At 46.2% G+C, this 24,177-nt stretch carries 19 protein-coding genes, 1 other RNA gene and 1 other annotated feature; of the genes, 2 read left to right on the forward strand and 18 right to left on the reverse strand.

All coding sequences use genetic code 11. From position 1 onward, the window contains the following. Window positions 1–27: 27 nt before the first annotated feature. Entirely contained in the window at window positions 28–2,439 is a 2,412-nt protein-coding gene (gene leuS / locus OCV77_RS03155; RefSeq protein WP_262573262.1) for a leucine--tRNA ligase, read from the reverse strand. Window positions 2,440–2,608: 169 nt separating this feature from the next. Next, on the reverse strand, window positions 2,609–4,699 hold the full coding sequence (locus OCV77_RS03160) for an elongation factor G (RefSeq protein WP_262573263.1): 2,091 nt from the start codon (window positions 4,697–4,699) through the stop codon (window positions 2,609–2,611). Between the two features lie 251 nt (window positions 4,700–4,950). Here OCV77_RS03160 and OCV77_RS03165 point away from each other — a divergent pair, with 251 nt between their 5' ends. Beyond that, window positions 4,951–6,051 carry a prephenate dehydrogenase gene (locus OCV77_RS03165; RefSeq protein WP_262573264.1) on the forward strand — a complete coding sequence of 367 codons (1,101 nt, stop codon included), beginning with the start codon at window positions 4,951–4,953 and terminating at the stop codon, window positions 6,049–6,051. A gap of 57 nt (window positions 6,052–6,108) precedes the next feature. On the opposite strand, the gene atpC is transcribed toward OCV77_RS03165, so the two are convergent. Genes atpC through OCV77_RS03200 form a run of 7 tightly spaced genes read right to left on the reverse strand, consistent with a single transcriptional unit; the run spans window position 6,109 to window position 12,355 of the window. Continuing rightward, window positions 6,109–6,525 carry an ATP synthase F1 subunit epsilon gene (atpC, locus tag OCV77_RS03170; protein WP_262573266.1) on the reverse strand — a complete coding sequence of 139 codons (417 nt, stop codon included), beginning with the start codon at window positions 6,523–6,525 and terminating at the stop codon, window positions 6,109–6,111. Between the two features lie 36 nt (window positions 6,526–6,561). Beyond that, window positions 6,562–7,959, reverse strand: coding sequence for a F0F1 ATP synthase subunit beta (atpD, locus tag OCV77_RS03175; RefSeq protein ID WP_262573268.1), 1,398 nt, complete (start codon window positions 7,957–7,959; stop codon window positions 6,562–6,564). Then, the gene (gene atpG / locus OCV77_RS03180; protein ID WP_118796852.1) at window positions 7,959–8,894 is read right to left on the reverse strand and encodes an ATP synthase F1 subunit gamma; all 936 of its coding nucleotides are present in this window, start codon (window positions 8,892–8,894) and stop codon (window positions 7,959–7,961) included. Before atpG ends, atpD begins: the two co-directional genes overlap by 1 nt. 1 nt (window position 8,895) lies before the next feature. After that, window positions 8,896–10,914, reverse strand: a complete 2,019-nt coding sequence (gene atpA / locus OCV77_RS03185) for a F0F1 ATP synthase subunit alpha (RefSeq protein WP_262573270.1) — start codon at window positions 10,912–10,914, stop codon at window positions 8,896–8,898. After that, window positions 10,901–11,389, reverse strand: coding sequence for an ATP synthase F0 subunit B (locus OCV77_RS03190; protein WP_262573271.1), 489 nt, complete (start codon window positions 11,387–11,389; stop codon window positions 10,901–10,903). Before OCV77_RS03190 ends, atpA begins: the two co-directional genes overlap by 14 nt. A gap of 26 nt (window positions 11,390–11,415) precedes the next feature. After that, window positions 11,416–11,643 carry an ATP synthase F0 subunit C gene (gene atpE / locus OCV77_RS03195; protein ID WP_118796849.1) on the reverse strand — a complete coding sequence of 76 codons (228 nt, stop codon included), beginning with the start codon at window positions 11,641–11,643 and terminating at the stop codon, window positions 11,416–11,418. 34 nt (window positions 11,644–11,677) lie between these two features. Next, complete coding sequence (locus tag OCV77_RS03200) at window positions 11,678–12,355, reverse strand: F0F1 ATP synthase subunit A (protein WP_262573273.1); 678 nt, start codon at window positions 12,353–12,355, stop codon at window positions 11,678–11,680. Between the two features lie 152 nt (window positions 12,356–12,507). Between OCV77_RS03200 and OCV77_RS03205 the strand changes: the two genes are divergently transcribed. Beyond that, entirely contained in the window at window positions 12,508–13,455 is a 948-nt protein-coding gene (locus OCV77_RS03205) for a LysR family transcriptional regulator (RefSeq protein ID WP_262573275.1), read from the forward strand. On the opposite strand, the gene OCV77_RS03210 is transcribed toward OCV77_RS03205, so the two are convergent. The 9 genes from OCV77_RS03210 to ssrS all read right to left on the reverse strand — a co-directional run bounded on the left by OCV77_RS03210 (window position 13,445) and on the right by ssrS (window position 24,109). After that, window positions 13,445–13,918, reverse strand: coding sequence for a VanZ family protein (locus tag OCV77_RS03210; RefSeq protein WP_262573277.1), 474 nt, complete (start codon window positions 13,916–13,918; stop codon window positions 13,445–13,447). The two genes, OCV77_RS03205 and OCV77_RS03210, sit on opposite strands and share 11 nt — an antisense overlap. A gap of 32 nt (window positions 13,919–13,950) precedes the next feature. After that, window positions 13,951–14,295 carry a PilZ domain-containing protein gene (locus OCV77_RS03215; RefSeq protein WP_262573279.1) on the reverse strand — a complete coding sequence of 115 codons (345 nt, stop codon included), beginning with the start codon at window positions 14,293–14,295 and terminating at the stop codon, window positions 13,951–13,953. Window positions 14,296–14,335: 40 nt separating this feature from the next. Then, window positions 14,336–15,397 carry a tRNA preQ1(34) S-adenosylmethionine ribosyltransferase-isomerase QueA gene (gene queA, locus OCV77_RS03220; protein WP_262573280.1) on the reverse strand — a complete coding sequence of 354 codons (1,062 nt, stop codon included), beginning with the start codon at window positions 15,395–15,397 and terminating at the stop codon, window positions 14,336–14,338. Further along, complete coding sequence (locus OCV77_RS03225) at window positions 15,397–16,809, reverse strand: aminopeptidase (RefSeq protein ID WP_262573282.1); 1,413 nt, start codon at window positions 16,807–16,809, stop codon at window positions 15,397–15,399. Before OCV77_RS03225 ends, queA begins: the two co-directional genes overlap by 1 nt. Before the next feature lie 16 nt (window positions 16,810–16,825). Then, window positions 16,826–19,270, reverse strand: a complete 2,445-nt coding sequence (gene pheT / locus OCV77_RS03230; RefSeq protein WP_262573284.1) for a phenylalanine--tRNA ligase subunit beta — start codon at window positions 19,268–19,270, stop codon at window positions 16,826–16,828. 19 nt (window positions 19,271–19,289) lie between these two features. Then, complete coding sequence (pheS, locus tag OCV77_RS03235) at window positions 19,290–20,333, reverse strand: phenylalanine--tRNA ligase subunit alpha (RefSeq protein ID WP_118796841.1); 1,044 nt, start codon at window positions 20,331–20,333, stop codon at window positions 19,290–19,292. Window positions 20,334–20,403: 70 nt separating this feature from the next. After that, window positions 20,404–20,632 (reverse strand) — a binding site (T-box leader). Window positions 20,633–20,680: 48 nt separating this feature from the next. Further along, window positions 20,681–21,529: a YihY/virulence factor BrkB family protein gene (locus OCV77_RS03240; protein ID WP_262573286.1), complete on the reverse strand. Its 849-nt coding sequence runs from the start codon at window positions 21,527–21,529 to the stop codon at window positions 20,681–20,683. Window positions 21,530–21,550: 21 nt separating this feature from the next. Further along, on the reverse strand, window positions 21,551–23,788 hold the full coding sequence (locus tag OCV77_RS03245; RefSeq protein ID WP_262573288.1) for a SpoIID/LytB domain-containing protein: 2,238 nt from the start codon (window positions 23,786–23,788) through the stop codon (window positions 21,551–21,553). A gap of 120 nt (window positions 23,789–23,908) precedes the next feature. Next, window positions 23,909–24,109, reverse strand: a non-coding RNA gene (gene ssrS, locus OCV77_RS03250) — 6S RNA. Window positions 24,110–24,177: the final 68 nt, after the last annotated feature.

Below are 24,177 nucleotides of genomic sequence, written 5' to 3' on the forward strand. Positions count from 1 at the left end.
ATAGCATCATTCTGCAATCCCTGACATTTATTTCATAACAATATTTACAATTCTTCCCGGTACATAGATTTCTTTTACAATGCTTCCGGTCAGCTTATCAGCGATCACCTTCTTCGCATTCTCAATGACAGTATCCTTCTGGTCATCCTTATGGATCGCCAGAGTCGCTCTTGTCTTACCATTGATCTGGACCGCGATCTCTACTGTAGCTTCCTTTGTTTTCTCTTCATCAAACTCGGGCCATACTGTCTGATAAACTCTTCCGTCAAATCCTGCTCTCTGCCACAGTTCCTCTGTGATATGGGGAGCAACCGGATTCAGCAGTGTAAGCAGCGTCCTGTATTCACCCTTTGTTACGGAATTCTTCTTATAGAATTCATTGATCAGTGCCATCATGGCTGCGATCGCTGTATTATACTTCAGGTTTTCAAAGTCGCTGCTGACCTTCTTAATGGTCTGGTGCAGCTTTACTTCCATATCAGCAGAGTAACCATCCTCCTCTGTCAGGATATCCTGCAGCTTCCATACTCTTTCAAGGAATCTTCTACAGCCCTTCACACCATCCTCTGACCAGGATGCGCTTAAGTCAAAGGCACCGATAAACATTTCATAAGTACGTAAGGTGTCAGCACCATAGTCTCGTACAATATCGTCCGGATTGACAACATTGCCTCTGGACTTGCTCATCTTCTCTCCGTTAGATCCAAGGATCATGCCGTGGGAGGTTCTCTTCTGATACGGTTCCGGGCAGGGAACAACTCCCTCATCATAAAGGAATCTGTGCCAGAATCTGGAGTACAGAAGATGCAGCGTGGTATGCTCCATACCGCCATTGTACCAGTCAACAGGCATCCAGTATTTCAGTGCTTCCTGGCTTGCCAGTTCTTTATCATTGTGCGGATCAGTATAGCGCAGGAAATACCAGGATGATCCGGCCCACTGAGGCATGGTATCTGTTTCTCTCTTGGCAGGACCTCCACAGCAGGGACATGTAGTATTTACCCACTCCGTCATGGCTGCAAGAGGTGATTCGCCATTATCTGTCGGCATATAGCTTTCCACATCCGGAAGCTCCAGTGGAAGCTCGCTTTCCGGCAGCGCTACATAGCCGCACTTATCGCAGTGTACGATCGGGATCGGCTCTCCCCAATAACGCTGTCTGGAGAATACCCAGTCTCTCAGCTTATAATTGGTCTTTGCATGTCCAATTCCCTTTTCGGTCATGAACTCGATGATCTTCTCCTTGGCATCCGCAACGGATAATCCATCAAGAAATCCTGAATTCACCAGTGTTCCTGTTGCTACATCTGTATAAACAGCCTCATTGACATCAACAGGACTTCCTGCTACGACCTCGATGATCGGCATATTGAACTTCTTTGCAAACTCCCAGTCTCTTTCGTCATGGGCGGGTACAGCCATGATGGCACCGGTACCATAGCTCATCAGTACATAATCAGAAACCCAGATCGGAATTTCCTTGTCATTCACAGGGTCGATCGCTGTCAGACCATCCAGCATGACACCGGTCTTGTCCTTGGCAAGCTCTGTACGCTCAAAATCAGATTTCTTCGCTGCCTGCTCTCTATAGGCAACGACCTCATCATAGTTCTTCAGATCATCCTTATACTTATCGATCATCGGATGCTCCGGGCTGATGACCATGTAGGTTACACCAAAAAGGGTATCCGGTCTTGTGGTATAAACTGTCAGCTTCTCATCCTTGCCCTTAACAGCAAAGTCTACTTCCGCACCGGTTGACTTACCGATCCAGTTCTTCTGGGAAACCTTGACTCTTTCAATATAATCTACCGTATCCAGTCCCTCGATCAGCTTGTCTGCATAAGCAGTAATCTTCAGCATCCACTGGCTCTTTACCTTACGGATAACCTCGCTTCCGCACCTCTCACAGACACCGTTGACTACCTCTTCATTGGCAAGTCCGACCTTACAGGAGGTACACCAGTTGATCGGCATCTCTGCCTTATAGGCAAGTCCGGCCTTGAACAGCTTTAAGAAGATCCACTGTGTCCATTTATAATATTTAACGTCAGTCGTATTGATCTCACGATCCCAGTCAAAGGAATAACCAAGGGAATGTAACTGGCTCTTAAATCTCTTCACATTATTCTCGGTAACGATCCTTGGATGGATATGATTCTTGATCGCATAGTTCTCGGTAGGAAGCCCGAATGCATCCCAGCCCATGGGATACAGAACGTTGTAGCCCTGCATTCTCCTCTTTCTGGCTACGATGTCCAGTGCCGTATACGGTCTTGGGTGTCCTACATGAAGTCCCTGTCCTGAAGGATAAGGGAACTCAACCAGTGCATAGTATTTCGGTTTGGTAAAGTCATCTGATGTCTTGAAAGCCTTTTCATCGTCCCAGACCTTCTGCCATTTGGTCTCTACTTCCCTGTGATTATATAATTCAGCCATTGTAAACTCTCCTCTCATCATGGCATAATAAACCAATCACAATTTTACCTACTCTTAAGAGCATTGTCAAGAAAAAGAAACGGCACTGCGCCTGTGCGCAGCACCGTTTCTTCAGGGCCACATACCCCATATGTGTCCTCTTTTCCTTCTCTAAAAAGACCCCCGTCTTTTATTCTTCATTTCCTTCTGCTACCTTGGCAGCTCTCGCTGCTACTTCCTTCTCCTGAATATCAGAGGGTGTCTGTTCATAGCGGGCAAATTCATAGGAATAATCTCCTCTTCCTCCCGTCATGGAACGAAGATCCGTACAATATCCAAACAATCCCATCATCGGAACATCTGCCAGGATCTCCTGGCTTCCTCCGGCTACCGGATTCATGCCAAGCACTCTTCCTCTTCTCTTATTCAGATCTCCCATAACATCTCCGGTATAGGAATCCGGTACAGTAACCTTAAGTGACATGATCGGCTCTAAGAGGATCGGTCCAGCTTCCATAAAGCCCTTCTTAAATGCCTGTTTTGCTGCAGTCTTGAATGCCATTTCTGAAGAATCAACCGGATGATAGGATCCATCGTAAAGAACTGCTTTTACTCCAACAACCGGATAGGCTGCCAGAGGTCCCTTCACAGTCGCTTCCTGGATACCCTTTTCTACAGCCGGGAAGTAGTTCTTCGGCACGGCGCCGCCTACAACCTCCTGTTCAAATACATAAGGCTTTTCCAGATCACCGGAAGGGCCAAAACGCATCTTTACGTGACCATACTGTCCATGACCGCCGGACTGCTTCTTATACTTATATTCCACATCAGAGGTTTTCTTAATGGTCTCACGGAAGGCTACCTTAGGCCTGCTCAGTTCAATCTCAACCTTATATTCATTCAGAAGCTTGCTTGCGATCACCTCCAGATGAAGATCACCCATTCCATACAGGAGCATCTGCTTATTTTCTGCATCATTGACATAGCGCATGGTCAGATCTTCATGGGAAATCTTCTGAAGAGCCTGGGAAATCTTATCAACATCACCTTTATTCTTAGGCTTATATCTCATATATGTATAAGGTACCGGCAGCTCCCATTTACCATACTTGATTGTCGTAGCCTTAGTGGATAAGCTGTCACCGGTTCTTGCTGCTGTCAGCTTGGCAAGTGCTCCGATATCCCCCGCATGAAGCTCTTTGATCTCAATCGCCCTGCTTCCCTGCATTACATACAGCTTGCTGATCTTTTCTTCAATATCCTTATCAACATTGTAGATCATATCATCTGCCTTTAATACACCGGAGTTCACCTTGATCAGAGAATACTTTCCAATGAAGGGATCTACGATCGTCTTCCAGATATAAGCAGATTTGGCCTTGGAGAAATCATAGTCCGCATGATAAATATCACTGGTCTTCATATTGATACCTGCTACTACCCTGTTCTCCGGACTCGGGAAGTACTTGATGATATCGTCAAGCAGTGTATACATACCCTGACACAGTGTGTTGGAACCCATTGTCATGGGGACGATACTGCCACCACAGACATTGGTTCGAAGTGCTGCCCTGATCTCCGCCTCTGAAAATATCTCTCCGTTAAAATAACGCTCCATCATATCTTCACTGGTTTCTGCCACAGATTCCATCAGGGTATCTCTGCAGATCTGAAGATTTGGCTTATTGTAATCCGGCACCTCACATTCTGTAACCTCCTTACCCTGCCAGCGGTTACCTGTCTCTGTAATGACATTGATGTAGCCGACAAATTTCTCATTCTCACGGATAGGCAGATGGAAGGGAGCCATTTTCTTGCCAAACATGGCGGTCATATCTTCTACTACCTGACGGAAGGATGCATTATCCACATCCATATTGCTGACGTAGATCATGCGGGGCAGTTTGTACTTCTCGCAGAGATCCCATGCCTTCTTCGTACCGACCTCCACACCGGCCTTACCATTAACTACAATAATCGCTGCTCCGGCAGCACTGATGCCCTCTTCCACTTCGCCTGCGAAATCAAAAAAGCCAGGTGTATCAATGATATTGATCTTATTTCCAGCCCATTCGATCGGGATCACGGAAGTACTCACTGAAATTTTACGTTTCTGCTCTTCCTTGCCAAAATCGCTCACTGTATTTCCGTCATCTACCTTTCCAAGGCGGGAAGTAATACCTGACAGATATGCCATAGCCTCAACCAGACTGGTCTTGCCGCTGCCGCCATGTCCCAGCAGAACGACATTACGAATCTTGTCAGTAGTGTAAATATTCATATTGTTTCCTCCGTTTTCTGTTATTTTGGGCATTTTAACAAAATTTGAATTTAAAATCCTTTTCTCCAGGAAAACCCATGAGTACATTTTACTAAAATAATCTGAATTTTTCAATACTTTTTGTTAATTAAGTACACACGTCAGCATTGTTCATAGTATTTTCCATCTCTTATACATTCCAGTTGAATTTCGTGCTTTAAAGTGCTATATTACCCTTAGTATTTTGTACCCGGAAAGGAAGAAAAATCATCATGGAACATCAGATTACCTGTGGCTTTATCGGTCTTGGCCTGATCGGCGGTTCAATCGCAAGGGCTCTTCGGCAGTATCACCCGGATTACCGGCTGATCGGTTATGATGTCAACCGGGAAGCAACTGCACTTGCTGTTTCAGAAGGTATCCTTGATCTGGAGCTTTCCAGTATCAGCAGTGAATTTTCTTCCTGTGACTATATTTTCTTATGCGCACCGGTATCCTTTAATGACGAAAACCTTCTGGCTCTTAAAGCATACCTCTCAAAGGATTGTCTGCTTACCGATGTCGGCAGTGTCAAATCCGATATCCACAGGCATATTAAAGAGCTCTCTCTGGAGGATCAGTTTATCGGAGGCCACCCCATGGCTGGCAGTGAACGGACAGGCTTTGCCAACTCCAAGGCACTTCTTCTGCAGAATGCCTACTATATCCTCACCCCTACCGCTTCCGTAAGGAAGGAATGGGTCGAAAAATACAGGGAGCTTGTCACCTCCCTGAAGGCCATCCCTCTTGTGATCACCTGTGAAAAGCATGACTACATCACCGCTGCCATCAGCCATCTGCCTCATGTGATCGCTGCTTCCCTTGTCAATCTGGTAAAGGAAGAGGACGGTAGTGAAGGACTGATGAAAATGATCGCTGCCGGGGGGTTTAAGGACATCACAAGGATCGCTTCCTCTTCTTCTGATATGTGGCAGCAGATCTGCCTGACTAACAGGAATAATATCCTTACTCTGCTTGACCATTATATGGAAGCCCTTTCTGCGATCCGCACGGAGATTTCCGCTGCAGACGGTGAACGGATCTATGATTTTTTCCGCAGTGCCAGAGAATACCGGGATTCCTTCATCAATGCTTCCAGCGGTCCTATCAAAACCTCTTATACCCTCAGCATTGATATTGCCGACAGAACCGGTTCCATCGCAAATGTTGCTGCCATTCTGGCCGATCATAATATCAGTATCAAGAATATTGGTATCCTCCACAACAGAGAACAGCAGGAGGGTGCCCTGAATATTGAATTTTATGCTGAAGAAAGCATAGAAAAGGCAGCCGCTATCCTCTCTGAAAGCGGCTACCCCATCCACGAAAAATAAATACACTACAACAAAATGCAGGCCAGACAGCCTGCATTTTCTTTATGATTCCCAGCTTTAATATCCTGCAAATTTTTCCGATTCCCTGATCCTTGCAAGTGCTCTTGCCATGGCCGCCCGCGTCATATGATACTCCCGGATGCTCTGATTCTGGCGCAGCCGTTCATTTGCTCTTTCCAGCGCTTCTCTTGCCCGGTTTTCATCAATATCTTCCGGTCTTTCTATCGTGTCTGTCAAAAGCACAACTCTGTTATTGGCTACCTGGCAATAGCCACGTCCTACTACCACACTGGTAAAAGCCTCTCCCTCTTTCTTCCGGAATCTGGCTTCCCCTTCTGTCACAGCGATCATAAGCTCTTCATGGTGTGCCATAACAGCCCTTTCTCCATCTGGTGCCGGAATGATCAATGAATTACAGAGTCCTTCATAAAAGACTCCATTACTGGAGATCATTTTCAAATAAAAATCTGACATCATAAGCTCCTTTCAAGACCGTCTGCCAGCCTCTGCCTATACACTACCTTCCATTGCCTTCGCCTTTTCTGCCACATCCTCGATCGTTCCGACATTAAAGAATGCTGCTTCCGGATAAGCATCTGCTTCTCCGTTAATGATCGCCTGGAAACCACGGATCGTATCCTTAAGCGGTACATACTTTCCGGGAATACCAGTAAAGTTCTCAGCCACATGGAAGGGCTGTGAAAGAAATCTCTGGATCTTTCTTGCACGGCTTACGGTCAGCTTATCCTCCTCAGACAGCTCCTCCATACCAAGAATGGCAATGATATCCTGCAGCTCCTTATATTTCTGGAGCATCTCCTGTACCCTTCTTGCTGTCTCGTAATGCTCCTGTCCTACCACATCTACTTCCAATATACGGGATGAGGATTCCAGCGGATCTACCGCAGGATAAATTCCCTGTTCCACGATCTTTCTGGACAGGACGGTAGTTGCATCCAGATGGGCAAAGGTGGTTGCCGGTGCCGGGTCAGTCAGATCATCTGCCGGCACATAAACTGCCTGCACAGAGGTAACTGATCCCTTTCTTGTAGAAGCGATCCTCTCCTGAAGCTCTCCCATTTCAGTAGCCAGTGTGGGCTGATAGCCTACTGCTGACGGCATACGTCCAAGCAGTGCAGACACCTCGCTTCCAGCCTGTACATAACGAAAAATATTATCTATGAACAAAAGTACATTCTGATTCATTTCGTCACGGAAATACTCCGCCATGGTCAGACCTGTTTCTGCTACCCTCATACGGGCTCCTGGGGGCTCATTCATCTGTCCGAATACCAGGGCTGTCTTTTCCAGGACTCCGGATGCCTTCATTTCTGTCCACAGATCATTTCCTTCCCTGGAACGTTCACCAACACCGGTAAAAATAGAATATCCGCCATGCTCTGTTGCAATATTCCGGATCAGCTCCTGGATCAGGACAGTCTTTCCTACACCGGCACCGCCAAACAATCCGATCTTGCCGCCCTTTGCATAAGGAGCAAGCAGATCGATGACCTTGATCCCGGTCTCCAGTATTTCAACCACAGGACTCTGTTCCTCGAAGGTTGGCGGTTTTCGGTGGATACACCATTTTTCACTGTCCGTAACCGCATCTCCTCCGTCTATGGCTTCTCCAAGGACATTGAACAGTCTTCCCAGCGTTTTTTCTCCCACCGGAACCGTAATTCCGGCTCCTGTTGGGGTTACCTCCATGTCTCTGCAAAGTCCTTCACTGGCTGACAGCATGATACACCGTATCACATTATTGCCAAGCTGCTTTGCCACCTCCATGACACATTTTTTTCCCTGATTTTCTACTGTCAGTGCCTCTTTAATATGGGGGAGCGGTCCCTTTTCAAACTGTACGTCAACTACAGGTCCCGATATCTGTATGATTTTTCCTTTTTCCATCACACATTCACCTCTTTTATTCTTTGCTGCAGCCTCGCAGCCCTTTTCTTTTTCGCTTCTCTCTTCTTACGCTGTGCCCGCGCACCGCTTGAAACCTCTGTGATCTCCTGCGTGATCTGTGCCTGCCTTGCCCGGTTATACATGATGTTCAGATCATGCAGCAGCTTATCTGCATTATCTGTAGCAGCTTCCATTGCCATCATCCTGTCATTCTGCTCGCTGCAGAAGGCTTCTACCAGTGCTCCATAAATAAAGCCGGCAAGATAATTGGGTACGATCATGTCCACTGCGTCCTTTGCTGAAGGTTCCAGCATAAACTCTTCCTGATAGACATCTGTCGGCGGCTGAGGAAGCTGCTTTCCTGACAGGGGCAGCAGCCGTTTATCCTCTGCCTGACACAGCATGCTGTTTTCCATACGGGTATAGATCACATGCAGCTCTTCGATCTCTCCCGCCATATACTTTTCTCTCAGGATCTCGCTGATCCATCTGGCTCTGTCAAAGGTAGGATCCTGTACCGTATAGGTAAAATTCTCTGCAATGGGAATATGCTTTCCGGCAAAATACTGCCTTCCAAGCTCACCCACCACAAAAAGACTGATCTGCTTTTCTGACTGATCCAAAAACTGCTGTGCCAGCTTCAGTATATTGTGGTTATAGGCTCCGGCCAGTCCCTTGTCTCCGGTGATCACAAGCAGCCCGATCCTAGTACATTTTCTGGAAGAGTCTTCAAAGTAGGGATGCTCCATTTCCGGCAGGTGCCGCATGATACGTTCAATGGTGGACTGCAGCATATAGAAATATGGCTCTGTCCTTTCCAGATCTCTTTTTGCTTTTTTCAATTTCGTGGATGAGATCATGTACATGGCTCCCGTGATCTTACGGGTATCCTCTATGCTTCTGATCCGGCTCTGAATTTCTCTTAAGCCCGCCATGTCAGCTCACCACCTGACTTTTATATTCCTTCACAGCTGAAACAATCCTCTTTATCAGATCGTCGCTCAGCGTTTTCATCTGTTCAATCTCATTTCCGATCTCTGGATGCTTTTCATCCATATAGGTGAGCATATTTCCCTGAAATTCCTTCAGCTTCGGAACCGGAATGTCCAAAAACAGCTTATTCGTTGCACTGCACAGGGTGATCACCTGTTCATGCAGTGACATCGGATGCTCCAGCGGCTGCTTTAACAGCTCCATCAGCCCTTTTCCATATTGCAGCTGCTGCATGGTAACAGCATCCAGATCTGAGCTGAACTGGGTAAAGACTTCCATTTCACGGTACTGGGCAAGATCAATACGGATGCTTCCTGCCGCCTTTTTCATGGCCTTGGTCTGTGCTGCACCACCTACACGGGATACAGAAAGACCTACATTGACAGCTGGACGCATTCCCGAGAAAAACAGATCACTTTCGAGAAAGATCTGTCCGTCTGTAATGGAAATCACGTTGGTCGGGATATAGGCTGATACATCACCTGCCTGTGTTTCAATGATCGGCAGCGCCGTAATGGAACCGCCTCCCATGGTATCGCTGAGCTTGCTGGATCTCTCCAGAAGTCTTGAATGCAGATAAAAGACGTCACCGGGATAAGCCTCACGTCCGGGGGATCTCTCAAGCAGCAGGGAAAGTGCACGATAAGCAACGGCATGCTTGGAAAGATCATCATAAACGATCAGGACATCCTGCCCTCTGTACATGAAATACTCAGCCAGTGCAGTTCCTGAATAGGGCGCAATATACTGGAGCGGTGCCGGATCACTGGCTGTAGAAGATACCACGATCGTATATTCCATCGCCCCATGCTTTTCCAGTGTATGTACCAGCTTGGAAACCGTAGATGCCTTCTGTCCGATCGCCACATAAATACAGATCACATTTTTCCCCTTCTGGTTCAGGATCGTATCCACTGCGATTGAGGTTTTTCCTGTCTGTCTGTCTCCGATGATCAGTTCTCTCTGTCCACGTCCGATCGGGAACATGGAATCGATGGAAAGAATACCGGTCTCAAGCGGTGTATCCACAGACTTTCTGTCAACAATACCGGGCGCAGGCTGCTCGATCGGTCTGTAATCCGAGGCACTGATCTCTCCCTTGCCATCAATCGGGGCTCCGAGAGCATTCACAACTCTTCCGATAAATTCATCTCCTACCGGAATTCCTGCCATACGGCCGCTTCGTACAGCCTTTGTACCTTCTTCTATTTCTTCCTCATCATCAAACAGGATACAGCCGACCTCGTCTTCCCTGATATCCTGCACCATGGCCTTCTGTCCATTTTCGAAGATCACAACCTCTCCATACATGGCATGGTCAATTCCATCCACATAGACGATCCCGTCACCAACACTGTTGACAATACCTACTTCATTTCCGGATACATCAATATTTTCAAGGCTGTCCCTAAGAATACTGATAATTCCCTTCTGAACCAAAAGAGAATCTTTTCCGGACAGCTCCATGGAATCAATCTTTTTTTTCAGAAGTGCCTCCCGGCCCTTTGTACTCCAGTCGTATTCCTGGCTTCCGGCCCGAAGGATAAATCCACTTCCCAGATTTTCATTCTGCTTTCTGGTCAGGTTCAGGACTCTTCCCGGGTATTTTTCCTCCAAAAAGCTGACAATGCCTTTAAGCTGTCTGTCACTTGGCTCTGTTACATATTCAAGGACACAGTCAAGCGGCTGCTTTTCTTCTGCTGACAGAGTATGATACTCCTCCTTCAGCATTTCAAGCTCAGAAACCTGACAATGGGCAGCCAGAAGCTTTAAAAGTCCTCTGATCTGCAGCGGGAAGATCTTCTGGATGATTTTTTCTTTATTTTCAGGTGAGGCAGTCGGATCATCCAGCTGCTTCTGGATCTCCGGTACGATCTGCAGCAGGTCAAGTGCCTCATCTATATCCCGGTCTGCAATCTGCTCACCTATCATTTTTTCCAGATAAATATTAAGATTCTGCATGCTCACTCTCACCTGCTTTTGTCAAAAATTTGTCATATAGTTCACTGTTATCTTCTTCCTTCTGCATTCCCTCTGACGCAGCTGAGAATAGCAGGGAACGGATTTCCTTTTCTGCACGGCTGACCATTTTGCTATGCTCCAGCTCAGCAGTTTTTTGGGAATCCTCAATGATCTGCCCGGCTTTCCTGTTTGCTTCTTCCACGATCTGCTGGTAAGCTGCCCTCGCATCTTCCTGTGCTTTCTTCATCACCTGAGCTTTTTCATCCTGGATGCCGCTTTGCAGTGCTTCATATTTTTCCTTCTGCTGTCCCGCCTCAAGCTTCTCCTGCTCTGCTTCCTTGTAACGGCCTTCAATCGCCTCTTCTCTTTTGGCGATGATATTATTCACCGGCTTAAAAAGGAATTTCTTAATCAGAAGATACCAGATCAGTAAGTTGATTATGGTAAAAAGCAGATTGATATCTAGTCTTAACATATGCTTTTCATTCCTTTCCTGTCTGATCAGCTAAGCAGAATAATGATCAAAAGACCGATAACAAAGCCATAAATAGCTGTTGCCTCTGCAAGTGCTGAACCAAGCAGAAGAAGCTTTGTGATCTTACCCTCTGCTTCAGGCTGTCTTGCAACTGCCTCTGTTGCTTTTGAGGTTGCTATACCAATACCAACGCCGGCACCTATACCGGTCAAAACTGCGATACCTGCACCAATTGCAATAAGTGTTGTGTTCATAATCTTTTCTCCTCTTCTTTACTTTACTCTTTCTTTATTCCATTGCTTCCTTCATGAACAGACCTGTCAGGAACACAAATACATATGCCTGTATCAGTCCGTCAAAAATATCAAAATACATACTGAATACTATCGGCACACCAACCGGTACTATGTATTCGATCAGTTCCATAATGACAAATGCGCCAAGAACATTTCCAAACAGCCGCATACAGAGTGACAGCGGTTTGATGACCAGTTCAAGAACATTGATCGGTGCGATCAATGCGATCGGCTCTGCAAAGCTCTTAAACCAGCGTTTTACACCCTTTCTGTGAATGCCAGCATACTCTATGAGGATAATACTCATGAGCGCAAGCGCTGCTGTCACGTTCATATCCTTCGTCGGCGGTTTAAAACCAAAAATACCGATCAGGTTTGCAATACCGAGATACATCAGTACGGATGCCAGGTATGCCGCATACTGCTTTCCCTCAGCTCCAAGGATCCCTTCGGTGATACCCTCCAGCGAGGTGACGGCCTGTTCCAGAAGAAGCTGTCTTCTGCTTGGATGCTCCACCTTAAGCTTTCTGGTCAGGAGCAATGACAGGACAAGTACTGCCGCCATTATGATCCAGGTGACAACTACAGATTCGGAAATACCGATCCCACCGATCGTAAAAGCACTTTCACAGTTCAGCTCTTCCCTGAGTGCTTCACCTAAATTACCCATCTTCGCACTTCCTTTCTTTTTTAGTTCAGTGCCATTATAATACAGAAAAATATAATTCCATAATTCACTTTTTTTGTAATATCCATAGATATTTTGAATGAACTGTATTATAATAAAAAAATATTTTATCAAAGGTAAACAGGAGATCTATTATGCAGAATCTTATGGAGATCAGCTTTGACTACTATAAAGTATTTTATGAAGTGGCAAGAAGCCATAGCATCACGCTTGCTGCCAGTCATCTCTGTCTGACACAGCCCACCGTAACAAAGTATATCCAGAACCTGGAAGCTGCCCTTGGCTGTCAGCTGTTTGTGCGTTCACAGAAGGGTGTATCCATGACAGAAGAAGGCCAGCGCCTTTTCCGGCAGATCAGCCACCCCTGCCAGCAGATGGGACAGGCTCAGGAAATCATCAGAGAGTATACCACAAATCAGAATGGAAAAATCACGATCAGTGCCACCGAGCTGACCATGCGTTATTTCCTGCTTCCCTTTCTGGAACGCTTTCAGCACCGTTTTCCCAATGTAAGGCTTCAGATCCACGCGCACTCTTTTCCTGCTATGATGGCCTCTCTGAACGACGAAACAGCCGATTTTGCCCTGAGTATCACACCCCTTGAAAGCTTCAGTGATTTTGAGATCACATCTGTCTCTGATTTTCAGGATATACTGATCGCCGGCAGCCGTTATTCCTATCTGGAAGACAAGCTGCTTTCCATGGAAGATATTCTTTCCTTCCCGATCATTTCCATGGAACATGGCACTGCGAGCCGCAGATTCTGGGATTCTCTGTTTGAGGAGCATGGCTTTGAGCTCAGTCCCAATATCGAGCTCAATTCCAATGACCTGATTGCTCCTGCCACCGTCCACAATCTGGGCATAGGCCTTGTCCCCTATAAATTTGCGCGTCACTATTTAATTAATTATGGAATTATCCAGTTGAAAACAGACTTTTTTGTACCCAAAAGACAGATCTGTCTGATCCGGAATCCTCTGCACCCACAGAATACTCCGGCGAAGATCCTTATTGATATGTTAAAGGGATCTGATACCGATCCCCTGTTCTCCTATTCCACAGACAGCGGCATCAGCTTTTAGTGCTTTTTCTGATACACAGGCTGACCAGAAAGACAAGCAGCATCCCGGTCAGACCGCCCGCCGTATCGATCAGCACATCTCTGATACTGGCATATCTTCCTGGCACGAAATACTGGTGAAACTCATCCAGTGAAGCAGAGATCATAAGCTGTACCAGCACAAATGCACCGCAGCGCAGTCTCTTATCATTCCACAGCAGCCATATCCACAGGGAAAGCAGGCCTACCAACATGTATTCTGTGAAATGTGCCAGCTTCCGGATCACTGCTTCTGCCTCGTCTACTTCTCCTGCCGGGATCACCACGGTCAGACCCCCTGTATTTCCCTGCAGCTTATAATAGAGATGCAAAAGCCACTTCGTCACCTTCTGGCTTACACCGGAAGAGGCAGTCGCATCCTCTGCTGAAAAATTAAAAATCATCACATATATCAGAAACAGCAGTACGATAAGTACTGCTGTCATTCCGATCTTCCATTTTTTATTAACGGTCATGGTTAATTATTCTTACCCAGGGTTTCCACTGTATTGTATACCTCTATCCTTGCACCATCTACAGCAGGCATTCCAATAAAAATACCACCATAGGAGAATCCCTGTTCTTTCTTTTCAATTCTTACAATTTCGATAAAGGCATGGAGTACTTCCTGTGTCCATATTCTTAAGTATGCCTCATATATAGCACCAATCTCCAGTGCTTTGCTGCAGGCAAATCCGATCCCTGTCCTTGATACATCCAGAATATTGATTTCTGCTAATTCATCCGGCTTCTCTTCATCGATCCTTTTGATAACGATCTGAGAAATCAGCTTCATCCGGTTACATTTTCTTCTTTCTTCCATAAGGATCCTCCCACAACTATCACTTACTGCCTATCATAAACTAATCTTCATCTTTTGTAAAGCTGTCTGTAAAAAAGCAGGCATCTCCAAAGGAAAAAAACCGATATTTTTGACGGATTGCTTCCTCATATGCTGCAAGCACATGTTCTCTTCCTGCCAGTGCGGATACAAGCATGACAAGTGTAGATTCCGGCAAATGGAAATTGGTGATCAGACAGTCAAGCACCTTAAACTGATATCCCGGATAAATAAAGATATCCGTATTGCCGCAGCACTCTTCCAGATGACCGTTTTCATCTGCAGCGCTCTCTATTGTACGACAGCTTGTAGTTCCTACACAGATTACACGTTTTCCCTCTGCCTTTGTCTGATTGATCAGCTCTGCCGCCTCCTGTGTGATCTGATAGTATTCAGAATGCATATGATGCTCCAGAATATTGTCAGCCTTTACTGGGCGGAATGTCCCAAGACCTACATGCAGGGTTACATAGGCAAGTCTTACACCCTTCTCTTCTATCTGTTTCAGCAGCTCCTTTGTAAAATGAAGACCTGCTGTCGGTGCCGCAGCAGAACCATCATACTTCGCATAAACCGTCTGATAGCGGTTCTTATCCTGCAGCTTGTGTGTGATATAAGGAGGCAGCGGCATCTCTCCAAGCTGATCCAGCACCTCTTCAAAGATCCCGTCATAGTAGAACTGCACCAGACGGTTTCCCTCTTCCACGATCTCAAGAACCTCTGCCTTCAGAAGACCATCCCCAAAGACAAGTCTTGCCCCCGGCTTCATTTTCTTACCCGGCTTTACCAGAGTTTCCCAGATGTCATTTTCACGTCGTTTCAGAAGAAGCACCTCTACCGCTGCTCCGGTATCTTCCTTTATACCAAGCAGTCTTGCCGGAAGTACCTTGGTATTATTCAGGACAAGACAATCACCCGGATGAAGATAGTCTGCAATATTATGAAAGATCTCGTGCTTCCATTCCCCAGTCCTTTTATCCACCATCAGAAGTTTCGATGCGCTCCGGTCTTCCAGCGGATCCTGTGCGATCAGCTCCTTTGGAAGCTCGAAATTAAAATCAGAAGTCTTTAATCCCTCTGTCATCAGATTCCTGCTCCTTTTAAGAAAGCCTCGTAGCCTCTTCTTGTCTCGTATACATCAGCCTTGCTGGTCGCTTCATAAGGCGCATGCATATTTAAAACGGCTACACCACTATCGATCACATTCATGCCATACAGTGCCAGAATATAAGCAATCGTTCCGCCACCGCCAAGATCAACTCTTCCAAGCTCTGCTGTCTGGAAATGAACCTTTTCTTCTGCAAAAATACTGCGCAGATATGCCAGATATTCTGCATTGGCATCATTGGATCCTGATTTTCCCCTGGAGCCTGTAAATTTGTTAAACACCATACCGCCGCCAAGATAAGCTACATTCTTCTTATCAAAGCTTGATGCGTAAGACGGATCATAAGCGCTGCTGACATCAGAGGAAAGCATACAGGATGCAGAAAGGCACCTGCGTACATTCAGTTCGGAATATTCACCGAGCAGGTTCATCACCTCTGCCACCATATTTTCGAAGAAATGCGACTGCATACCGGTAGCTCCCACACTGCCGATCTCTTCCTTATCTACTAGCAGGCAGCAGGATGTCCGCTTCACACTCTTCATCTCCAGCATGGCCTTCAGAGAGGTAAAGGCACATACTCTGTCATCCTGTCCATAGCTTAAGATCATGCTGCGGTCAAAGCCCGCTTCTCTTGCCTTTCCGGCTGGAACCACCTCAAGCTCTGCAGAAATGAAGTCTTCCTCATCCATATCGTAGGTATCCTTCAGAATAGAAAGAATTCCCTTCTTTACCGCATCCTTACCGGCACCCTCTTCCTTCTTCTCATCCTTTTTGAAGGTAAGCGGCCTGTTTCCGATGATGATATCGAGCGCTTCGCCCTCGATCACCTTGGCAGCCTTTTTCTCAAGCTGCTCCTGTGCCAGATGGATCAGAAGATCAGAGATAAAGAACACCGGATCATCCTCATTCTCGCCAATATTCAATTCAATGGTCGTACCATCCTTTTTTACTACCACACCATGAATGGCAAGTGGGATCGTCACCCACTGGTATTTCTTGACACCACCGTAATAATGGGTGTCAAGATAAGCAAAGCCTCCATCCTCATAAAGGGGATTCTGCTTGATATCGAGTCTTGGAGAATCGATATGGGCACCAAGTATATTCATGCCCTTTTCCATTTTTTCCTCACCGATATGAAACAGGGCAACGGATTTGTTCATCCATACAGAATAAACCTTATCTCCCTTTTTCAGGCTGCCGCCCTCTTTGATGATCTCCTGCAGCTCCTTATATCCTGCTGCTTCTGCTGCATTTACTATATAATCTACACATTCTCTCTCTGTCTTACAGTCAGAAAGGAATTCGCGGTACTCTTTATTCAGCTTTTCCAATTCCTTCAGCTGTTTTTCACTATAAGTTTCCCATACATTTTTCTGTTCCATTTTTTATACTCCTTCTTTATGCTCTCAGGTCAATATCCAGATCATTCTTTAACGTTCTGCAGATCTTATCTACAAATTTCTGAACCGTTTCTGCATCCAAAGCCTCATCCTTCGGGGCAAAGGTAATGGTGTAGGCCATACTCTTTTTTCCCTCCGGGATCTGCCCGCCTTCATATACGTCAAAGAGTCTGATCTCCTTAATATACTTATTTGCCCTTTTAATACATTCTTCCACCTGTCCGAAGGTAATATCCTTATTCATGACAAATGCCAGATCACGTTTTTCTTCAGGAAATCTGGATAATGCCTTAAATACTCTCTTTTTGTCATACCATTTGGAAAGTCTCTCAAGATCCATTTCCAGGACAAAGGCACCTGTCCTCATATTCAGTTCGTTCTGAATATCATAAGCAAGCTTTCCAAAATATCCAAGCTCTTCCCCTTCGCAGAAAATTTTCACCGTCTGATAAGGATGGAGGAAGGTTTTCTGTGCCTGTTCATAGGTGAATGTGATATCCAGGCTTTCTGCCATCGTTGCAGCAATACTCTTCATGGTGTAGAAGCTTTCCTCTGCGCCGAAGATACCAATACAGAGAGTATCCTTTTCTTCCGGATATTCTGTCAGCGGCAGGCTCTTTGGAATAAACCTCTTGGCTACTTCAAACAGCCTTCCTGCAAGGATACCGTTCTTCTCATTTCTGGCAATAGCATTGACCATGGAAGGTACCAGTGTGGTCCTCATCAGGGAAAGATCTTGGTTGATCGGATTCAGAAGCCTGATCGCATTTCTTTCCTCAGCATCCGGTCCAAGGCGAAGCAGATCCAGATCCGCCGGGGAGAAGAACGAATAGTGCATACATTCGTTAATGCCCATGGCACAGAGCGTCTTCTTTAATGCCAGCTCTCCCTTCTGCTTTCTGTTTAGACCTCCCATGGTAACCTGTGCGGTAGAAAGAAAAGTCGGAACGATATGGTCATAGCCATACATACGGATCACTTCCTCTGCCACGTCTGGATAACGTTCCACATCCCCCTCGCCATTTGGCAGCATGTCTTCTCTGTATGCCGGTACATGAATGGTCAGCTCATCATCCTGTACGCTTGGATCAAAATCCAGATTCTTCATAATACGGACGATCTCTGCCTCCGGCACTTCAATACCAAGGACACCGTTGACCTTGGAAATACTTACCTTCATTTCTGTCGGCTCTATGGAATTACCGGTGTTGATATCCACATGGGTAGAGGATACCTTACCGCAGCCAAGCTCTTCGATCAGATGCAGGGCACGCTTCATGCCAAGGACAGTGGAATACTCATCCACACCCTTTTCGTAACGGGCACTGGCATCCGTACTCTTGCCAAGGCTTCTTGCCGTCTTTCTGACACTGTCTCTTGCGAACTTGGCAGACTCGAACATAACGCTTTCTGTGGTATCACGGATCTCAGAATTCAGTCCTCCCATAACGCCTGCAAGGGCTACCGGCTTCACGCCGTCACAGATCACCAGATTATCCGGTGTCATCTCATATTCCTGCTCATCCAGGGTAATGATCTTCTCTGCCTCTTTTGCTCTTCTGACACAGATCGCATTGCCCTCCAGATACGAGCAGTCAAACGCATGCATAGGCTGTCCGATCTCTTTTAATACATAATTGGTAATATCTACGATATTGGAAATAGAGGACATGCCGACAAGGGCAAGTCTTCTCTTCATCCAGAGTGGGGATTCCCCGATCTTTACATCATAAACATAGTGTGCACTGTAACGAGGACAGAGCTCCGGTGCCTCCACAGTCACCTGGAAGCCATCCTTCTTAACCTCTGTCTCAGTATAATCGCAGGCAGGCATCTTAAGCGGCTTACCAAGCATGGCAGCAACCTCTCTTGCCATGCCGAGAATACTCTGGCAGTCCGGTCTGTTTGCTGTCAGGGCGATATCGAAGATCACATCATCAAGTCCTGTCAGCTTCTTTACATCATCTCCAGGCTGTGCATCCTCAGGCAGCACAAGCAGTCCGTTATACTCTGCTCCCGGATACAGATCCTCTGTCAGTCCGAGTTCCACACCAGAACACAGCATACCGTTGGATTCATAGCCACGCAGCTTGCCATTCTTGATCGTCATAACACCTTCTACTGTCTTGTGATCCTTTGCTGTTGCATAAACAGAGGCTCCCGGTAATGCAAGAGGGAATTTTCCTCCTGTACATACATTGTCTGCACCGCAGCATACCTGCATGGTTCCATGGGTACCGGCATTTACCTGGCATACGTGAAGGTGGGTATCCGGAATCGGCTCACAGGATTCTACCAGTCCGACAACGATATTGCTGATATCCTTACCTGCCTCATATTTCTCTTCTACCTCAAAACCGGCATCAAACAGCTTCTTTTCCAGCTCATCCGGTGTTACATCTACATCTACATATTCTTTCAACCAGCTTAATGGTAATATCATGATCCTTTTTTCCTCCCGCTTATTTCTCGTTGATCTGCTCTAACACGCGCAAATCGGAATTGAATAACAGCTTGATATTGTTAATTCCGTATTTCAGCATGGCAATACGCTCAAGACCGATACCAAAAGCAAATCCGCTGTACTCTTCGGAATCAATGCCGCAGTTCTCAAGAACACGTTTATTGACCACGCCGGCACCAAGTACCTCGATCCAGCCGGTTCCCTTACAAAGGCTGCATCCCTTACCTCCGCATTCAAAGCAGCTTACATCCACTTCTACAGAAGGCTCTGTGAACGGGAAATAGGAAGGACGGAGTCTTGTTGTAACACCTTCTCCGAAAATTTTCTGTACAAACACATCCAGCATCCCCTTTAAGTCACCAAGGGTAATCCCCTTATCCACTACAAGTCCTTCCATCTGGGAGAACATGGGAGAATGGGTTGCATCATCATCTGAGCGGAATACCTTGCCAGGAGATAAAATCTTGATCGGCGGCTGCTTCTTTTCCATGACATGGATCTGTCCTGCGGATGTCTGGGTACGGAGCAGGAATTCCGGGGAAAGATAAAAGGTATCCTGCATATCCCTTGCCGGATGATCCTGTGGTGTATTCAGTGCAGTAAAATTATAATAATCCGTTTCAATCTCACTTCCCTCAAATACCTCAAAGCCCATTCCAGCAAAAATATCGATCAGCTGGTTGCGCACCAGTGTTACAGGATGAAGATTGCCGATCTTTGCCGGCTGAGCCGGAACGGTGAGGTCAATCCGCTCTCTCTCATATCTGTGCTGAAGCTCCAGCTTTTTCATCTTTTCTTCCATATCGGCGAAACGGTCAAAGGCCCATGTCTTCAGCTCGTTGACAGACTTGCCATAGCCTGCCCTCTCCTCCGGTGCAAGCTTCCCCATTTCCTTCATCAGTTCACTGATCTTACTCTTCTTGCCTTCCAGATAAAGATTCTTAAATTCATATAATTCCTTGGAGTTTTTCATCTCCTTAAGCTCGCCCTCGATCTTTTCCTTCAGGGAAGACAGCTTGTCTGATAATACCTGATCCTGCATACGTTTTACCTCTCTTTGTTATTTTACTGAATGTGGTCTGCAATAAAAAATCCCCTGTATTCCAATGAATACAAGGGACGAATCAAATCCGCGGTACCACCCAGGTTCCCATCATAAATAATGGGCTCTCTATTCACGTAACGTGTGACAACGTCCGGATCTACTTGATAAATCTGTTCAACCCGAAAGCTCCGGTGGGAAATTCATCAGCTTACCTGAACATAAGGAAGCTTACAGCCGGTGGCCTCCTCTCTCTGGATGAAGATAACTGACTACTGATACACCTTCAACGCCTTATCTCATAAATCTGCTATTATTGTAGCCGCCATGCTTCTGCTTGTCAAGCCTTATACGGCTTTTTCCTTTCTCCTCTTCCCGACAAAAAACTGGAATGCCGGCTTGAAATACCTGTTCAGGAAGGCTCCCGTCATGACAAGATACATACAGGCATACAGCCACAGCATAAGTACAATGATCGTCGTCAGGCTCCCATAAGCACTAAAGCCATTAAACTCATCCACATAAATGGAAAAAACAAATGTGATCACGCTCCAGCCAACAGCCGCTACTGCAGCTCCCGGGAGCTGCATCTTGAAACCATATTTGCCGCCCGGTACATAGGTATACATCAGTGCGATAAACAAAGTAAGGATACACCAGGTAAACAGCAGTCTGAAATTCATCAGCAGATCAAAAAGATAAGAAGTCTGTGGAATCTGTCCCTCAATAATGGATACCAGTGTATTTCCAAAGACCATGACGATCAGGGAAACCAGCATCAGGATCAGCGTCAGAATCGTATACAGACATGCCACACACCGAAGCAGAATATAATTTCTCGTTTCCTCCACATCATTAATGGCATTCAGCCCGCGCATCATGGCTAACATTCCCTTTCCTGCCGACCACAACGTCACTATGGCGGTCACAGAAATGATCCCGACAGACTTATCATAAACCTCAGCGATCATCCCCGTCAGCAATGCATCCATATTATCCGGTGCTATTGCCGTCACTACAGTCATCAGATTGGCTTCTGTCAGCGGGGTATAGGGAATCAGGGCACAAAGCAGCATCAGCATGGGGATCAGGGACAGGAACAGAAAGAAAGCTGTACTGGCAGCAAATGCGCTGATATTCTTTTTTCCCATATGTTTACTGAAATCATAGCCGATAAATATTAATCTTCTGATCACGATATCCTGCTCCAAGCCTGTTTAATACATTTTTACGAAGTCTGCACCTTCATAGAAAAAAGAAAGGATCTCCTCTCTCTTCCTTCCGGCACGTGCCATATCGGCAGCCCCATTCTGGCTCATCCCGACACCATGACCGTATCCGCCGCCAAATATAGTATATCCTATCACATTTCCCCTCTTTTTTTCAACAGAAATGATCAGATACGCGCTGGGAAGCAGCTTCCCGGTGGTTACCGCAGATCCATCTGCCCGGATCACTTCCCCGCCCTGAGATAATACCTGCCGGATCTGATACTCTCCCTTTACCTCATAATCACCTGTATCTGTTTTTACGGAAAGCACTGTGGCAAGACCGCTCTCAAGCCGCTTCTCAACAGAAATATCATAGATTTCTGAAAAAGCTTCCTTCATGATCTCTGCCATCTTTGCAGCATCTATCTCCTGTACCTCATACTGCCAGCGATACCAGGCCTCCTCTTTTTCATAATCCCCGGGGTGCTCCTCCTTCAGGAAATCCTGAAACGCACTTTCTTCCCTGAGGTCTTCTTCCTCTTCTTCATGTGAAATCCGTCTGGTATTCAGATAGGGCAGGTCTTCTGTGCTTCCAAAGGCTCTTTCATCACTGCCGCTCCCACAGGAGGTAGAATAATAATATGCATGGATCGGTACTCCATCATAGAAAAGCATTTCTCCGGCAGTCTCTCCCACCGCTCTTCTGGCATTTCTGCTCTCCTCGATATTGTTATAAACCTGATACCGTACACTGTCATCCACATGGGCGCCCTCCTCTGGGAGCCCGGATTTCAGAAGATACCGGTAGGCATAGGTTCTTGCACAGACAGCCTGCGCCTCAAGTGCCTCTGCCGGATAAGAGGAAGGCATCTCACTTGGAACTACTGAATAAAGATACTCTTCCAGCAAAAGCTCATTGATCAGCAAAAGGCCCTGTTCCTTCTTTACGATCTCCATCCTGCCCCTATAGGACGGAATGCCATAAGCCCTTTTCAGGGAGAGCACCTGAATCCTGGAAGAGGCTGCTGAAGGTTCGATCATAAGCCGGTCTCCCTTGACAAGCATGCTGTCACTGTCTACTATTACTTCTTCTCCTGCCGGGATCCTTCTGCTTTGTCTATCCCCGTAGCTTCCATAGATAAGGTTCAGCTCACAGTCCGCCTTCAGCTTTATTTCCTCATGATAAATCCCATCATAAGCCTGATTGCTGACAGCCACCCGTATGTTTTCCATATTCTGATCCTTTACAAGAAGAACTGCACAGACCTTCCCCTTATCCATAACATAATCAGCAAAGTCATATCCGATCTTAAACTCCGTCCTGTCTGATTCTTTACAGGAACCATATAGCTGATATACTCTGTAATCCTCTGCAAATGGCAAAAAGCCCCTGTCCTCCAGTTCAATACCTTCTTCTGCCACTCCAAGGAGAACACCGCCCACCTTTTCATTCTTTATTTTTCTGTCAAGAGCTTTTCCCTCTGCAAAGGTAAGATCTGCAACCTTCTCCTGGAAAATCTCATTATTTTTCAAAGGGCAGTACATTTCCTCGCCGGACCACAGAAAATAAAATCCATCTGCGTCATTCTCAGTGATCAGTGCATTTTTCAGGGTAAAGGAATTCTTCTTTCTTTCTGTCAGGACAAGAATCCTGTCATCCTCTCCTTCATTTCTTTCCACATAGGCTTCAGCCACGCAGTACACAGGTACCTCCACATTTTCATATCCGTATGTATTTCCTCTGCTGTCTATGACACTGGCCTCTGATCCCTTTCCAAGAAGCTCCAGTGTTTCCCTTACGATCTGATCCTGGATCTGAAAGGCTTCCAGCCTTTTCTGATACCCCTCTGTAAAATCCTGAAACAGAAGCAGATCTTCTTTTCTGTATTTCTGATCCAGCTCCTTTTCCGGAGCCTTCTCTGTATTTTCTGTCTCCCTGTCCTGATCCCATATGGCCGTCAGTTCTATGTAATCTCCATAAGTCAGAAGGCTGCTTTCACCTTCTCCATGAGCTTCACTCACCTGAAGGCTCCAGTTTTCCAGTTTTTCTCTCTGCTCTTCTGAAAGAGATGCCTTTCTTCCAAAGGCCATGACAAGGCTGATGGCATCCTTTATCTGTATCTTTTCACCCTCCGGTACCAGCATTCCCCGCTCCTGTCTGTCTTTCTTTATAAGAATACAAAATAGTAATAACAGCAGCAGGATCATTCCTGCTTTTGCCGCCAGCTTTTCCCATTTTTTCATTACACTTTTCCTTACTCTTTTATCCGGCAATGCCCTGCCGGACTTTCTTTCACCCTTTGATATCCTGTGCTGCAGTTCTTAAAGCCAAAAGAAGAGCAGCCAGTCTGGCTGCTCTTCTTTCGTATCCCCAAAATGCCGGTTCCTGCCTTTTGACTCCTAGCAATGCTAGGTGGGTGACCGCAATCTGCGCTTTTGCCTTCCCTTCCAATCCTCACCGGGCTGGTGAGTGAGGGCTTGACAGCCGCCAGATGATATAGGAATCCCGTTTAAAGTATCTGTAGGTTCAAAAATAGCAGGAGTTGTCGCACATCTCAGGTTGTTTTTATTATATCCAATCCAGTCTCAAATTACAACTCTAACTTTCTATCTTTATCAATTTCGCAGCCTTA

This window comes from Suilimivivens aceti (assembly GCF_025567405.1).
In the GTDB taxonomy this organism is placed as follows: Bacteria; Bacillota; Clostridia; order Lachnospirales; family Lachnospiraceae; genus Suilimivivens; species Suilimivivens aceti.